Genomic DNA, 15,371 nt, shown 5'->3' with positions numbered 1-15,371 from the left:
CAGCCAACAAAGAGGCAGCTTGAAAGATGAAGTGTAATAAGGAATAACGATGCGACAGAAAGTAATTATTGCCACAGCGTTTGCCACCCTTGTCTCCACCAGCGCTTTCGCTGCCGACCTGCCGGGCAAAGGCATTACCGTGCAACCTATCCAGAGCACGATCTCTGAAGAATCGTTCCAGACACAGCTGGTCGCTCGTGCGCTGGAAAAACTGGGTTATACCGTCAACAAAGCCAGCGAAGTTGATTACAACGTCGGCTACACCTCTATTGCTTCTGGCGATGCCACCTTTACCGCCGTGAACTGGCAGCCACTGCATGACGACATGTACGCCGCCGCGGGCGGAGACAAAAAGTTTTATCGCGAAGGGGTATTCGTGACGGGGGCTGCACAGGGGTATCTGATCGACAAAAAAACCGCTGAGCAGTACAAAATCACCAATATCGCCCAGTTGAAAGATCCAAAGATTGCCAAAATCTTTGATACCAACGGCGACGGTAAAGCTGACATGATGGGCTGTTCACCAGGCTGGGGCTGCGAAGCGGTCATCAACCACCAGAATAAAGCCTTCGATCTGGAAAAAACGGTCGACGTCAGCCACGGCAACTACGCGGCGATGATGGCTGACACCATCACGCGCTTTAAAGAAGGCAAACCGATTCTCTACTACACCTGGACACCATACTGGGTGAGCGACGTGATGAAGCCGGGCAAAGACGTGGTCTGGCTGCAGGTGCCGTTCTCTTCCCTGCCGGGTGAGCAGAAAGACATTGACACCAAGCTGCCAAACGGCGCGAACTACGGCTTCCCGGTCAACACCATGCATATCGTTGCCAACAAGGCATGGGCAGAGAAAAACCCGGCCGCGGCGAAGCTGTTTGCCATCATCAAGCTGCCACTGGCGGACATCAACGCACAGAACGCGATGATGCATGAGGGCAAAGCTTCCGAAGCCGATGTGCAGGGTCACGTTGATGGTTGGATCAAAGCCCACCAGCAGCAGTTCGACGGCTGGGTAAAAGAAGCATTAGCTGCGCAGAAGTAACCCACTCGTAGGCCTGATAAGCGTAGCGCCATCAGGCACAGTAAGTAACCACACCAATGCCGGATGGTGGCGCAATGCGCCTTATCCGGCACGCAGCTCTTCACCCGCCCGAAACCGCACAATCCATCACCTAACAAATCAGCAACATTTATCCACTTCCGTTATGATTGTTTCAGAAATCCATTATTCAGCTGAAAACAATGACAAATTCCTCTCAGGGACTTAGCCGATCGCTGATCCTGCTCATGTCCATCGCCACGGGTCTCGCCGTCGCCAGTAACTATTACGCCCAGCCGCTGCTCGATACCATCGCGCGCAACTTCTCATTATCAGCCAGTACCGCAGGCTTTATCGTCACCGCGGCACAGCTTGGCTACGCTGCGGGCCTGCTGTTTCTGGTACCGCTTGGCGATATGTTTGAGCGGCGGGGGCTTATCGTGTCCATGACGTTACTCGCCGCTGGTGGCATGTTGATTACCGCCAGCAGCCAGTCGTTGGGCATGCTGATCCTCGGCACGGCACTGACCGGGTTGTTTTCCGTCGTAGCACAAATATTGGTTCCGCTGGCGGCCACACTCGCCACGCCGGAGACACGCGGCAAAGTTGTCGGCACCATTATGAGCGGTCTGCTGTTGGGGATTTTACTGGCTCGTACGGTGGCCGGGCTGCTGGCGAATCTCGGCGGCTGGCGCACGGTATTTTGGGTCGCCTCGGTGCTGATGGCGCTAATGGCTATCGCGCTATGGCGCGGACTGCCGAAGATGAAATCAGAAACCCATCTCAACTATCCACAGTTGTTAGGCTCGGTCTTCAGCCTGTTTATCCACGATAAACTGCTGCGTACCCGGGCGATGCTGGGCTGCCTGACGTTTGCCAACTTTAGTATTCTCTGGACATCAATGGCATTTTTGCTGGCGGCACCGCCGTTTAACTATTCAGAAGGCATGATTGGCCTGTTTGGTCTGGCCGGTGCCGCCGGTGCGCTCGGCGCTCGTCCTGCAGGTGGATTTGCTGATAAGGGCAAATCCCATCTCACCACGACATTAGGTCTGTTGTTACTGCTGCTCTCCTGGCTGGCAATCTGGTTGGGTCATACGTCAGTACCGATGCTGATAATTGGCATTCTGGTACTGGATCTCACCGTTCAGGGCGTGCATATCACCAACCAGACGGTTATTTACCGCATTCACCCGGATGCGCGTAACCGACTGACCGCCGGCTATATGACCAGCTATTTTATTGGCGGGGCGGCAGGTTCACTGATTTCAGCCTCTGCCTGGCAGCATGCCGGCTGGGCTGGCGTTTGTCTGGCAGGATCGACCGTTGCCGTACTCAACCTGCTGGTCTGGTGGCGAGGTTTTCACCGCCAGGAAGCCGTAAATTAAGCGTATCGCGCGTGTTTGCCGCTGATTGAGCTCCTCAGGGTGTTAAGGAGCTCATCAGTCTGCTAAGGTTATAACTCATTGAGCCAGGTTATTTAAATTTCGGTAATGAAGCCTATAATCCTATGGAAAGCCCTGTTCCCCAGTCAGACCCCAGCCCGGCAACCTTAACGGAAGGATTCAAAGACAGTCTGCCGATCGTCATCAGCTATATTCCGGTCGCCTTTGCATTTGGTCTCAATGCCACTCGTCTGGGCTTTACGCCCGTCGAAAGCGTCTTTTTCTCCTGCATTATCTATGCCGGTGCCAGCCAGTTCGTCATCACTACCATGCTTGCCGCGGGCAGTTCGCTATGGGTCGCCGCACTCACCGTGATGGCCATGGACGTACGCCATGTGTTGTATGGCCCTTCCCTGCGCAGCCGCATCGCCCAACGACTCAGTAAACCTAAAAGCGCAGTGTGGGCCTTTGGCCTCACTGATGAAGTGTTTGCCGCCGCAACGGCGAAGTTGGTGCGGGACAATCGCCGCTGGAGTGAGAACTGGATGATGGGGATCGCACTATGTGCCTGGATTTCCTGGGTATTCGGTACGATTATTGGCGCATTCTCCGGCAGTGGCTTACTGAAGGATTTTCCGGCGGTCGAAGCGGCGCTAGGTTTTATGCTCCCGGCGCTGTTTATGAGTTTTCTGCTCGCGTCATTTCAGCGTAAACAGTCGCTGTGTGTGACCGCGGCACTCGGCGGAGCACTGGCGGGCGTGACGTTTTTTTCTATTCCTGCCGCCATACTCGCTGGCATTGTTTGCGGATGTCTGACGGCGCTTATCCAGTCATTCTGGCAGGGGGCGCCTGATGAGTTATGAGGTTCTGCTGCTTGGCCTGCTGGTTGGCGGCGTCAACTACTGCTTTCGTTATTTACCGCTGCGTCTGGGGGTGGGAAATGTTCGCCCGACAAAACGCGGCGCAACCGGCATTTTACTCGACACCATTGGCATAGCATCAATTTGCGCCCTACTGGTGGTGTCTACCGCACCTGAAGTTATGCACGACGCTCGTCGGTTTGTGCCAACGTTGGTGGGGTTTGTTGTACTGGGCGCAAGCTATTTTAAGACCCGCAGCATCATCATTCCGACATTGCTGAGTGCTCTGGGCTACGGATTAGCCTGGAAAATGTGGGTTGTTTTATAGGTAAAAATAATCATTTTAAATAAATAATACATTTACTTTATTTGTCACTGTCGTTACTATATCGGCTGAAATTAATGAGGTTATACCCAAATGGATAGTTCGTTTACGCCCATTGAACAAATGCTAAAATTTCGCGCCAGCCGCTACGAAGAATTCCCTTACCAGGAAGTTCTTCTGACTCGTCTTTGCATGCACATGCAGGGCAAGCTGCTGGAAAACCGCAATAAAATGCTGAAAGCTCAAGGGATTAACGAGACGTTGTTTATGGCGTTGATTACGCTGGAGTCTCAGGAAAACCACAGTATTCAGCCTTCTGAACTGAGTTGCGCACTGGGTTCGTCGCGGACTAACGCCACGCGTATCGCGGATGAGTTAGAAAAACGTGGCTGGATCGAGCGTCGCGAAAGCGATAACGATCGCCGCTGCCTGCATCTACAGTTGACCGAGAAAGGCCATGCATTCTTGCAAGAGGTATTACCGCCTCAGCATAACTGTCTGCATCAACTCTGGTCATCTCTTAGCACCACAGAAAAAGATCAGCTTGAGCACATCACCCGCAAGCTTCTGACCCGTCTTGATCAGATGGAACAGGATGGCACGGTACTCGACGCGCTGCGTTAACGCGCCGACACGCTCAAAAATCCAGATTGATAAATGAAAAACCGACAGGCCAGCAGGTCACCCTGCTGGCCTTTCTGATAAACAGGTCGGCTCAGCCGATGTGAAAAAAAATAAGATCGTGGAGAACAACATGAGCGCAAATGCGGAGACTCAAACCCCGCAGCAACCGGTCAAGAAGAATGGCAAACGTAAAAGTATGCTGCTGCTTCTGACCTTGCTCTTTATTATCATTGCCGTGGCATATGGGATTTATTGGTTTTTAGTACTGCGTCATGTCGAAGAGACAGACGATGCGTACGTGGCAGGGAACCAGGTTCAAATCATGGCGCAGGTATCAGGCAGCGTGACGAAAGTCTGGGCTGATAACACTGACTATGTCAAACAAGGCGACGTGCTGGTGACCCTCGACCAGACGGACGCTAAGCAGGCGCTTGAAAAAGCCAAAACGGCGCTGGCCTCCAGCGTGCGCCAGACGCACCAGTTGATGATCAACAGCAAGCAGCTTCAGGCCAGCATTGAGGTGCAGAAAACCGCCCTGGCGCAGGCACAAAGCGACTTTAATCGCCGCGTCCCGTTGGGAAATGCTAACCTGATCGGTCGCGAAGAATTGCAACATGCGCGTGATGCCGTTGCCAGCGCGCAGGCTCAGCTTGATGTCGCAATACAGCAATACAATGCCAACCAGGCGATGATCCTCGGCAGTAAGCTTGAAGACCAGCCTGCCGTGCAACAAGCGGCCACCGAAGTGCGTAATGCCTGGCTGGCGCTGGAACGTACCAAAATTGTTAGCCCGATGACCGGCTACGTGTCCCGTCGTGCCGTGCAGCCTGGCGCGCAGATTAGCCCAACCACACCGCTGATGGCCGTTGTCCCTGCCACCAACCTGTGGGTGGACGCCAACTTCAAAGAAACCCAGCTTGCGCATATGCGCATCGGCCAACCGGCAACGGTGATCAGTGATATTTACGGCGATGACGTGAAATACACCGGTAAGGTTGTCGGCCTCGATATGGGGACCGGTAGCGCCTTCTCGCTGCTGCCAGCACAGAACGCAACCGGTAACTGGATCAAAGTCGTCCAGCGTCTGCCCGTGCGTATTGAACTGGATGCCCAGCAGTTAGCGCAACATCCACTGCGTATTGGCCTGTCTACGCTGGTAACGGTCGATACCCAAAATCGTGACGGACAGATTCTGGCAAGCCAGGTGCGTACGACGCCGGTTGCAGAAAGTAATGCTCGAGAAATCAACCTTGCTCCGGTCAATAAAATGATCGAAGAGATCGTGCGGGCCAACGCGGGCTAATTCAAAGGTGCGTGTGATGCAACAGCAAAAACCGCTGGAAGGTGCGCAGCTCGTCATTATGACGATCGCGTTGTCACTGGCGACATTCATGCAGGTGCTGGACTCCACCATTGCTAACGTGGCGATCCCCACTATTGCCGGGAACCTTGGCTCTTCATTGAGCCAGGGGACCTGGGTGATCACCTCTTTCGGGGTGGCGAATGCTATCTCCATTCCGATCACCGGCTGGCTGGCCAAACGCTTTGGCGAAGTAAAGCTGTTCATGTGGTCCACCATCGGCTTTGTCATTGCGTCCTGGGCGTGTGGGATGTCCAACAGCCTGACCATGCTGATTTTCTTCCGCGTGATTCAGGGGATTGTCGCCGGTCCATTAATTCCGCTTTCACAAAGCCTGTTACTGAATAACTATCCGCCCGCCAAACGGTCTATCGCCCTCGCGCTGTGGTCGATGACGGTGATTGTCGCCCCTATTTGTGGCCCGATTCTCGGAGGCTATATCAGCGACAACTATCACTGGGGCTGGATATTCTTCATTAACGTGCCGATCGGGGCGGTGGTGGTGTTGATGACGCTACAAACCCTGCGCGGCCGGGAAACCCGTACCGAACAGCGACGCATTGACGCTATTGGTCTGGCGCTGCTGGTTGTTGGTATCGGCAGTTTGCAGATTATGCTCGATCGCGGTAAAGAGCTGGACTGGTTCGCCTCGCAGGAGATAATTATCCTGACGGTCGTCGCCGTGGTAGCCATTAGCTTCCTGATTGTCTGGGAGCTTACCGACGATAACCCGATTGTCGATCTCTCGCTGTTTAAGTCGCGAAACTTTACCATCGGCTGCCTGTGTATCAGCCTGGCCTATATGCTCTACTTCGGCGCTATCGTCCTGCTGCCGCAGTTGTTGCAGGAGGTCTACGGATATACAGCGACCTGGGCAGGCCTGGCCTCCGCACCGGTGGGGATAATTCCGGTGATCCTGTCGCCGATTATTGGTCGTTTCGCCCACAAGCTGGATATGCGTCGGCTGGTCACGTTTAGTTTTATTATGTATGCCGTCTGTTTCTACTGGCGCGCGTGGACGTTCGAACCCGGTATGGATTTTGGCGCATCGGCCTGGCCGCAATTTATTCAGGGGTTCGCCGTAGCCTGCTTCTTTATGCCACTGACCACCATCACGCTGTCTGGCTTACCGCCTGAGCGTCTGGCAGCGGCGTCAAGCTTGTCTAACTTTACGCGAACGCTGGCAGGCTCAATCGGCACATCGATTACCACAACGATGTGGACTAGCCGTGAGTCGCTACATCACGCGCAGTTGACGGAGTCAGTAAACCCCTACAATCCTAATGCACAGGCGATGTATAGCCAGTTGCAGGATCTTGGGATGACCCAGCAGCAGGCCTCCGGCTGGCTAGCGCAGCAAATTACCAACCAGGGGCTGATAATTTCCGCCAACGAAATCTTCTGGATGTCGGCGGGGATATTCATCCTACTGCTCAGCCTGGTGTGGTTCGCCAAACCGCCATTCGGCGCGGGCGGCGGCGGCGGTGGAGCGCACTAACTCGATGTTTAAAGGGATCTGCGGATCCCTTTTTATTACATACCAGATTGCTAATCCGTTACCTGTCTGAACTCAAGCCAGTCGATCACCATGCCCGGTTTGGTCGCCTCAAACTGCAACAGATAGTTACCCGCTGTCATATCGATGCGGCATAGCTTCTGCGTAATCTGCTTCCCCAGCGCCCCGTGGGTCTGGATCGTGGCGACCACGCAGCCATTGAGCAGTAAGTTGCATCCAGTCTGGGCTAACGCCAGCCCCGCCGATGACGCGCTGAGCAGCAGATCGTAGGTCGCATCCTTCTCAAGGCTAATCACCCTCTCTCCGCTGTAGCGCAGCCGTGATACCGACGCTACCTTGATAGCTCCCCTATCCGCCAGCATAGCATCCGCATGGAATTTAGCCCTGGTTACCCGCGGCACGTCTCCCCGTTTAGCTACCTGCGTAGACAGGAGAAAACTCAGAATATTGCGGGCACAACGTTGCAGTTCCCCCAGCGTCAGCGTTCCGTCCTCCAGCGCTGAGAGCGTATTGTCATCACCGGCATTAATCTCCGCACCGTTGTTATTGACCACCATATAGAGGTCATTTTGCGCGCGGATCATCGCCGCCGTGTTGTTAACACTCGCCTCCCCCGCAGTGACAGGATCGTTCATTTTTGCCCACCAGTCCGTCATCACAATGCCCTGAAATCCCCAATCGTCGCGTAATATTGTCGTGTTCAGGCAATAATTCGCAGCAGACCAGTGCGCATTGACGGGGTTATAGGCGGTCATCACCGCACTCGCGCCACCGTGTTTGACGGCATATTCAAATCCCTTCAGATAGATTTCACGTAACGCCCTGGCCGAGACCACCGCATCAACCTGGGCGCGGGAAAACTCCTGACTGTTACAGGCAAAATGTTTCAGCGTCGCAATGCCCCCGCCAGCGCGAATACCTCGCGCCATCGCAGCAGCCATCATGCCTGTCACTAAAGGGTCCTCCGAATAATATTCAAAGTTGCGCCCGTTCAGTGGATGGCGGTGAATATTCAGCCCCGGCCCCAGCAGAACATCAATGTGATTTTGCTGTAGCTCCTTTCCTTCCATCATATACAGGCGCTCAACCAGCACCGGATCCCATGTGCAGGCCAGCAACGTCCCACTGGGAAGCAACGTGGCTTTTGCGCCATTATCCATGCGGATACCCGATGGACCATCCGCCGTAGACGCCACGGGTATCCCTTTTTCTCGCAGACTGTCGGTCACTCCGCCAAATGCAGATGCCACGCCGGGCGTCACTTTGAGACTACACATCCCCTCTCCGCGCACCAGACAGGCCAATTCCTCCACGGAAAGCTGGGCCAGAAATGTCTCCAGACAACGATGGCCTTGCACAACATCGCTGAAATGGATGCCTTTGTTGCCGGTCAACGGCTGCGCGGGAGGTAAACGCGATAAGATACGATCGCGTAAGGAGAAAGAGCGGCGCGGCGTGTCCTCCCATGCCTCTAACCAGCTCCCCTGTTGATGACGACCAGGCCGTAGGCGGGAGAACGCCACGCTGGGCGCCAGCGCCTGTTCATGGCGGGAGAAAACCTGGACGGATGGCACGATGAGCTCTTCACGCCCCGCGAAGCTAACCGGCTGGAGGTCACGCACGCTGTTACCGACGAACAAACAATACCCGCCCGCTTCCAGTAACCAACAGTGCGGATGACCGCTATCCCCGCTGTCATCCCACGATGTCAGACGCTCGCCAGGGATCGCCAGATCAATAATTTCACGCTCTCCCGGTTGCAGGAGATGGGTTTTACCAAAGGCAACCAGCACGCGCGAGGGCTTACCCAGCGCGCCTTGCGGTGCTTGCAGATAGACTTGAACAACCTCACTCCCCGCCCAGGTTTCGCCCGTATTCTGCACCGCAACGCTTAATTGAAAGCTGAGGGGATCGGTAATCACCTCCGCAGAGATAACCTCAAGGGTAAATGACGTATAGGAAAGCCCAAAGCCAAAGGGATACTGCACGCGCTGAGGGCAAAACGTTTCGAAATAACGATAACCGACATAAATATCTTCCTGATAAATATTCTGTCTGTCGCTTCCCCAGCAGGAGGCAGAGGGGTAATCCTCCAGTGAGTACGCAATACTGTCGGTCAGTTTTCCGCAGGGCGTGATCTCGCCGCACAATAACGCGGCGACGGCCTGTGCGCCAAACGCACCACCGTGCCAGGCGCATAGTATCGCCCCAATTCGCCCGCGTAATTCCGGGGTCTCAACCCACGACATGTCGATAATAGAAGAAATATTGAGTACGACTATCACATCGTTAAAGTGACGACAGACGCAGGCCAGCAGAGAAAATTCGTCAGGGGTCAGTCGATATCCGCCAGCAACATCGGCATTGTCTTTATCTTCTCCAGCGGTTCGACCAATAACCACAACGGCCTTTTGCGATATCGTCTTCGCCTGCGCCACTTCGCCTTCCTGCAGCGGCATCTCTTGTTGAAACCAGGGTTCCTGTGCCCAACCGCCGCCGCCGTTATCAAACGGATTTTCACCGACCCATTGCTCATACTTCTGCGCCAGCACGGGGTTTAACCGTGCAGAACAGCGTTCGCGCAAAGCCTGTAGTAAGTGACATTGCGCGACAACGTTAACGGCCCCGCCCGACCCTGTCCCACTGCGGTAATAATCAATCTGCGTGCGCCCAAACAGCGCAATAGTATCCTCAGGGCGCAGGGGAAGCACCGCATGATCATTTTTAAGTAGTACCGCCCCTTGTGCCGCAACAATCGTGGCAAACTCGCTAAACCCGTCAAGCGGTTTACCCATAAAATTCAAATGCATAATTGAGAAGCCCTGTGTCCATTGCCTTATTCTGTACTGAAATAAAACAAGGCCCATCGTTGATGGGCCTTGTGATTATCAGAAGTAATATTTGAATCTCAGACGTCCGCCGTAACGCGCATCTTCGCTGCTGTCGCCGTTATGTGGATCGGCCTCGACCCATGAGGCATAGGCACCGAGATAGATATTAAAGTTTTTCATATCCATCACGTTGGGGAATAAATATGAAGCATGGATGGTGTGGATATCATAATTGCCTGGATCGGTGATCCAGCAGTCATCTTCACACACGGCATCAATATTGGTCGCGTTGAACGCTTCAATTTTGTTATGCGCATAGATGTAACCCAGTTCAAAGCGATGCCATAACGCATTCACCCCGGCAGTAAAGTCGGTTTCATCGGTCGCATCCATATACGCCGTGTTGAGGTTAATGACAGCCCCCTCTTCAGGATCGGTTTTTTGTCCGTTCCAGGTCATGGTAAAACCATAGCCCGTACGATCTGACTGATCGATCCACTTGCCGTTATCGTAATAACCATAGGCGTTATTCACGACATTACTTTCCATCGCCAGCGCCGTGGAGAAGCGGCCATTTTGCCAGGCGATAACCGGTCGAACATAGGCCACATTTTTATCGCTGGTTAAATCCATGCCGTGATACTGCTTCTCGGAGAACAACGTACTGCCATTTTCCAGCAGCGTATTCACTTCAAAATACCAGTTATCGATGGTTTTACTCAGCAGGAAGTTACCGCCACTGTCGCTACGTCCACGCCCCTCTTTCATCATATAGATGTAGCCGTAGCCGTCACTGTAGAGGTCATTCGCCGTATTCCCCGAATACTCAACAAAGGTATCCTGATTCAGCGGGAACATATCATAGGCTTCAAAGCGCCCGACCTTAATTTTCCAGTCGTTCTCACGCCCAAAGAAGAAGACCGCATCATCGAGATTCATTTTGCCGGTCAGATCAGCCAGCGGTTGGACCGAGAAACCGGCAAAGTTACCGTTGTTCAGCCGCTGGTAGCCATCAAATCCCAGCAGCAGACGTCCGTTGATATCCCAGCGCTCATTGGTTCCCGGCGCCCAGTCTTTGTTAGCGGAGGTGCGCATTGATGTCAGGCTACCGGAACGACTGGCAGCATCCATATTAAACTCCACATCACCGTAGAATTTAATATCGCTGAATCCGGATAACGTCAGTTTTGGTGGGTTAGCGCCTGCTGCGACGGGTTCGGCTGATTCAACTTTCACCGTAGGTGCTGCCGCTACCTGTTGTTGCTGTAGCGACTGAACCTGCGACTCGGCGTCAGTTGCCCGCTGTTCTGCGCGAATAACACGCTGCTCCAGTTCAGCAAGACGTTGCTCAATGGTACTATTATTTGCAGCCCACAGGTTTTGAGATAAGCAAGCACCGATCATCAGCGCCAAATATTTCGCTTTCATTATTCATCCCTAAAGTTTGATGTATACCAGATGAGATGTCGTAAACATCTCATCCTCCTGCTATTACAATATTTTGGTTATTATCAGGAATGCGCAAACTTACCGCTTTTAAGGTCGGTGACAATGCCATTCATTCTTGCTTCTGTTAATCCATAGAATTTAATAGAGAATGCCGTCAGAATATAAAATATTGCAGGAATAATGGTGAATAATAACGTAACGCCCTGTACGGCAGACGCGGACTGCACAGCACTACCTGAGGCATAATCAAATGCTGCGAGTACCCAGCCCAAAATAGCACCACCAACGGCAACACCCAATTTGATGACAAAAATATTTGCTGCGACGTTCATTCCGGTAATTCGACGGTGCGTTTTCCATTCACCGTAATTATTCGCATCGGTAATCATCGACCATTGCAGAGCACCATTACCGCCCTGAATAATGGAAATAATAATATGAACCGCAAGCACAACTATCCAATACTGAACCGGCACAAAGAAGCACAGCACACCAAATACGGCTGTGAGTAAGTTAACCCAAAAAGAGAGTTTGATTTTACAGAACCGGGTACCAAAGGGTTTAGCAAGTATCGACCCCAGCATTGAGGCAAACATGCTACCCAGCATAAAGACGGTAATAATATCAGCACCTTTGTTCAGCACCGTGTTAACGTAGTAAACGACTGCCCCACCGCGCAGCACCACCGCAACCAGCATCATAAAGTTATAAACAGATAAAATACGCCACTGTTCATTCTTGAATAAAATTTTTACATCACGGGTAATATTGAGGTTTTCCTCTTTGATCGGCTGCACACGTTCTTTGGTGGTTAAAAAACAGATGATAAACATCAGACAACCAATGACGCCGAAGATAGCCATTGAAACCTGAATCCCCGTCGCTCTATCACCAGGATAGAGATAATCTGCCAGCGGTAAAATTAACGCCGTTCCCAGCGCACCGCCGATTGGCGTAATCGCAAAACGCCATGACTGCAAGGACAGGTTTTCACGCGGGTCGGACGTCAGCGCAGCACCCAGTGAGCAGTAAGGAATATTAATGGCTGTATACATCAGCGTCATAAAGATATATGCCGCCACCGCATAGACCACTTTTCCACTGTCGGAAAAATCAGGAATGGAATAAACCAGCACACAGCTGACGGCAAAGGGTACACAAATCGCCAGTAGCCATGGGCGAAAACGTCCCCAGCGCGTGGAGGTTGCATCGGCAATCGCCCCCATAATGGGATCGGTAATCGCATCCAGCAAGCGGACCAGTAAAAACATCGTTCCCATTACCGCAGGCGGTAAACCATAAATATCAGTATAAAAATACGCAAGAATTGCCACCGAAGAGTCAAAAACGATGTGGCTGGCCGCGTCACCCAGACTGTACCCCACCTTTTCCCTGATCGATATCTTGTCCCCTGTAGACATACAAACTCCTTTGCCAATACAAAAATGTAACCGGTTTCTGTCGTAGGGTATTTTTAAAACATCTTATCTGGCCTAATCCATTATGTTTTTCTGTTAACTGTTTATGTTTTTTTCTTTATGTGATCGCAGCGAGGTAGGTTTACTTATTGGCCCTTATTTTTGTTTCTTCGCTCACGTTTTATTCGTTGCGAACTTGTTAGTTATTAACACAAAATAATATTCACCAAACAAATGTAATATAAATATTTTATGGCTAAGGAAAAATGATAATAAAAAACCCCGGTTGCAGGCCGGGGTTTTCGAATAACAGGAAAACGTAATAAATCAGACTAAATATGCAGTTCCTGCAATTTTTCTTTCGGCAGCGCCAGCTCTTCATTACTGTTAACGCGTACGTCATGTTCCAGAATATGACGGGCAATATCCTGCGCTTCGCTCAGCGAATGCATTTGATACGTTCCACACTGGTAGACGTTCAGTTCCGGGATCTGATTTTGATCCTGCACTTTCAGCACGTCGGCCATCGCCGCTTTCCATGCGTCAGCCACACGCTGCTCGTCCGGCGTACCGATTAGGCTCATATAGAATCCCGTACGGCAGCCCATTGGAGAGATATCGATAATCTCGACGCCATTACCGTTAAGGTGGTTACGCATAAACCCGGCAAACAGGTGTTCCAGCGTATGGATCCCCTTCTCAGGCATCACTTCTTTGTTCGGAATGCAGAAACGCAGATCAAACACGGTGATGGCGTCGCCATGCGGGGTGTTCATCGTTTTTGCAACCCGGACTGCGGGAGCTTCCATCCGGGTGTGATCGACAGTAAAACTATCTAACAACGGCATTTAGCCACCTCCGATAAAATTTTTAAAAATAATCTGAACTCTTTGTTCCGGGGCGAGTCTGAGTATATGAAAGACGCGCATTTGTTATCATCATCCCTGGTTTCAGAGATGAAATTTTGGCCACTCCCGAGTGGCCTTTTTCTTTTGTATCAAGCGTGCGTTTCCAGCCACGCGGCAAACGGCTCAGTATCCGCCGCTTCAATCTCCTGCTGACGACGCTTTGAAGCCGCTGTTTCAGCAATAAACGCCTCTTCCTGCACGATCTCTAACGGCTCTTCACGCAGCAGATTGCGATAAGCCTCGCCCAACGCTTTGCCCGTGCCGCCAATGCCCGTATCAATCATTGACCGCAGGATCCGCGCGGAGAATGTCAGTTCAGGATTATCAAAGCAGGCAACCAGTTCGTCACAGACTTTTTGATACTCCTCTCCTCCATGGATGCTGTCCAGCGTTTGCGCCACGCGCTTCAGGTCACGGAACAGATCTTTACCCACTTTCGGCAGCGGGAACTGGGCGGTTTCACAGCCAATGCCTAGCGTCAGGCCCGGCTTACGTCCTTCCAGAATCACACGATTCCAGTTGGTACGCGTGCAGAGCAGTTCATCGCTGCTCATTTCCGGAGCGTCCGCCAGGACACACCACACCATAAACAGATCGAGGAAACGTACCTGCTGCTCATCTACGCCGATGGGTGAGAAGGGGTTAATATCCAGCGAACGCACTTCAATGTATTCAATGCCGCCGCGAAGCAGCGCATCTGACGGCGATTCACCGCTACGGGTTACCCGTTTCGGGCGAATAGGCGCATACAGTTCATTTTCAATCTGCAGTACGTTGCTGTTAATTTGCAGACGTTTACCGTCTTTCTCCAGACCGATCGCCGCGTACTCCTCGGAAGGGGTTTTAATCGCGCGTTTTAATCCTGCCACATACTCATGCAAATCGTTAAACGTAATACCGAGATTGCTTTGCGACTTATTGGTATAACCCAAATCGCTCAGGCGCAGCGATGTCGCGTACGGCAGGTAATACATACCACAGTCCGTTTTTTCAAACGGTAGAGTTGTCGGCTTTCCTTGCAGGAAAGAAGAACAAATCGCCGGAGATGCGCCAAACAAGTACGGGATCACCCAACCAAAACGATAATAGTTGCGGATCAGGCGGAAGTAGCCAGCAGACACTTTCTCTTTGGCATCTTCATCATCCGTTACGCCACATTTCGCCTGCCAGAATGCCATCGGCAGCGAGAAATTATAGTGAACGCCGGAAATCGTTTGCATCAGCGCGCCGTAACGGTTTTTGAGACCTTCACGGTAGAGCGTTTTCAGACGACCAATATTCGAGGTACCGTACTGCGCCAGTTCAATATCCTGACCTTCAGCGATATAGCAAGGCATGCTCAGTGGCCACATACGCTCGTCGCCCAGATTTCTGGCGGTATAGCGATGCAGATCACGCATAAACGTGAGCATTTTCTGGATGTCGTCGCCCGGAGGAGTAATAAACTCCAGCAGCGCTTCGGCAAAATCCGTTGTTATCCATTTATGCGTCAGCGCTGAGCCTAACACATCCGGGTGGCCTGTCGTCGCCAATGAGCCATCAGCATTAACACGCAGCGTTTCGCGCTCCAGACCACGTTGAATCCCCTGTAACGCCTGAGGATTTTTTTCCAGCCAGGCCAGTGCCTGTGATACGTCCGGGATCAAATTGACC

Annotated in this window: 12 protein-coding genes; 7 read left to right on the top strand and 5 right to left on the bottom strand. The window is 52.3% G+C overall.

Annotation, left to right across the window (positions count from 1 at the left end; genetic code table 11):
- Positions 1-49: 49 nt before the first annotated feature.
- The 7 genes from proX (at position 50) to emrB (ending at position 7,094) form a co-directional block, all read left to right on the top strand.
- Positions 50-1,045: a glycine betaine/L-proline ABC transporter substrate-binding protein ProX gene (gene proX / locus AC3ITF_RS04975; RefSeq protein ID WP_182295477.1), complete on the top strand. Its 996-nt coding sequence runs from the start codon at positions 50-52 to the stop codon at positions 1,043-1,045.
- Positions 1,046-1,245: 200 nt separating this feature from the next.
- Positions 1,246-2,430 carry an MFS transporter gene (locus AC3ITF_RS04970; RefSeq protein WP_115259904.1) on the top strand — a complete coding sequence of 395 codons (1,185 nt, stop codon included), beginning with the start codon at positions 1,246-1,248 and terminating at the stop codon, positions 2,428-2,430.
- A 122-nt stretch (positions 2,431-2,552) separates the two neighbouring features.
- Entirely contained in the window at positions 2,553-3,290 is a 738-nt protein-coding gene (locus AC3ITF_RS04965; protein WP_115257649.1) for an AzlC family ABC transporter permease, read from the top strand.
- The gene (gene ygaH / locus AC3ITF_RS04960) at positions 3,280-3,615 is read left to right on the top strand and encodes an L-valine transporter subunit YgaH (RefSeq protein ID WP_096755999.1); all 336 of its coding nucleotides are present in this window, start codon (positions 3,280-3,282) and stop codon (positions 3,613-3,615) included. The genes AC3ITF_RS04965 and ygaH overlap by 11 nt, the downstream gene beginning before the upstream one ends.
- A gap of 90 nt (positions 3,616-3,705) precedes the next feature.
- The gene (mprA, locus tag AC3ITF_RS04955) at positions 3,706-4,236 is read left to right on the top strand and encodes a transcriptional repressor MprA (RefSeq protein WP_096755998.1); all 531 of its coding nucleotides are present in this window, start codon (positions 3,706-3,708) and stop codon (positions 4,234-4,236) included.
- Between the two features lie 130 nt (positions 4,237-4,366).
- Positions 4,367-5,539 carry a multidrug efflux MFS transporter periplasmic adaptor subunit EmrA gene (emrA, locus tag AC3ITF_RS04950; RefSeq protein WP_096755997.1) on the top strand — a complete coding sequence of 391 codons (1,173 nt, stop codon included), beginning with the start codon at positions 4,367-4,369 and terminating at the stop codon, positions 5,537-5,539.
- Positions 5,540-5,555: 16 nt separating this feature from the next.
- The gene (gene emrB / locus AC3ITF_RS04945) at positions 5,556-7,094 is read left to right on the top strand and encodes a multidrug efflux MFS transporter permease subunit EmrB (RefSeq protein ID WP_115257648.1); all 1,539 of its coding nucleotides are present in this window, start codon (positions 5,556-5,558) and stop codon (positions 7,092-7,094) included.
- A gap of 50 nt (positions 7,095-7,144) precedes the next feature.
- Here the strand turns inward: emrB and AC3ITF_RS04940 are convergent, their stop codons facing one another.
- The 5 genes from AC3ITF_RS04940 to gshA all read right to left on the bottom strand — a co-directional run bounded on the left by AC3ITF_RS04940 (position 7,145) and on the right by gshA (position 15,364).
- Positions 7,145-9,922 carry a glycoside hydrolase family 3 protein gene (locus AC3ITF_RS04940; RefSeq protein WP_137399108.1) on the bottom strand — a complete coding sequence of 926 codons (2,778 nt, stop codon included), beginning with the start codon at positions 9,920-9,922 and terminating at the stop codon, positions 7,145-7,147.
- A 78-nt stretch (positions 9,923-10,000) separates the two neighbouring features.
- A complete protein-coding gene (locus AC3ITF_RS04935; RefSeq protein WP_115257646.1) occupies positions 10,001-11,371 on the bottom strand; it encodes a carbohydrate porin in 1,371 nt (456 codons plus the stop codon).
- A gap of 83 nt (positions 11,372-11,454) precedes the next feature.
- Positions 11,455-12,813: a glycoside-pentoside-hexuronide (GPH):cation symporter gene (locus AC3ITF_RS04930; RefSeq protein ID WP_137362614.1), complete on the bottom strand. Its 1,359-nt coding sequence runs from the start codon at positions 12,811-12,813 to the stop codon at positions 11,455-11,457.
- A gap of 329 nt (positions 12,814-13,142) precedes the next feature.
- Positions 13,143-13,658, bottom strand: a complete 516-nt coding sequence (gene luxS, locus AC3ITF_RS04925) for an S-ribosylhomocysteine lyase (protein ID WP_016154160.1) — start codon at positions 13,656-13,658, stop codon at positions 13,143-13,145.
- 149 nt (positions 13,659-13,807) lie between these two features.
- Entirely contained in the window at positions 13,808-15,364 is a 1,557-nt protein-coding gene (gshA, locus tag AC3ITF_RS04920; RefSeq protein WP_115257643.1) for a glutamate--cysteine ligase, read from the bottom strand.
- Positions 15,365-15,371: the final 7 nt, after the last annotated feature.

The organism is Citrobacter sp. KH_055_1, assembly GCF_057838705.1.
This window is presented reverse-complemented; position numbering and strand designations above follow the sequence as displayed.

Bases quoted from the DNA above. Each gene is read 5' to 3' on its own strand.
- proX (WP_182295477.1), top strand. From the start codon at position 50: ATGCGACAGAAAGTAATTATTGCCACAGCGTTTGCCACCCTTGTCTCC.
- AC3ITF_RS04970 (WP_115259904.1), top strand. From the start codon at position 1,246: ATGACAAATTCCTCTCAGGGACTTAGCCGATCGCTGATCCTGCTCATG.
- AC3ITF_RS04965 (WP_115257649.1), top strand. From the start codon at position 2,553: ATGGAAAGCCCTGTTCCCCAGTCAGACCCCAGCCCGGCAACCTTAACG.
- ygaH (WP_096755999.1), top strand. From the start codon at position 3,280: ATGAGTTATGAGGTTCTGCTGCTTGGCCTGCTGGTTGGCGGCGTCAAC.
- mprA (WP_096755998.1), top strand. From the start codon at position 3,706: ATGGATAGTTCGTTTACGCCCATTGAACAAATGCTAAAATTTCGCGCC.
- emrA (WP_096755997.1), top strand. From the start codon at position 4,367: ATGAGCGCAAATGCGGAGACTCAAACCCCGCAGCAACCGGTCAAGAAG.
- emrB (WP_115257648.1), top strand. From the start codon at position 5,556: ATGCAACAGCAAAAACCGCTGGAAGGTGCGCAGCTCGTCATTATGACG.
- AC3ITF_RS04940 (WP_137399108.1), bottom strand. From the start codon at position 9,922: ATGCATTTGAATTTTATGGGTAAACCGCTTGACGGGTTTAGCGAGTTT.
- AC3ITF_RS04935 (WP_115257646.1), bottom strand. From the start codon at position 11,371: ATGAAAGCGAAATATTTGGCGCTGATGATCGGTGCTTGCTTATCTCAA.
- AC3ITF_RS04930 (WP_137362614.1), bottom strand. From the start codon at position 12,813: ATGTCTACAGGGGACAAGATATCGATCAGGGAAAAGGTGGGGTACAGT.
- luxS (WP_016154160.1), bottom strand. From the start codon at position 13,658: ATGCCGTTGTTAGATAGTTTTACTGTCGATCACACCCGGATGGAAGCT.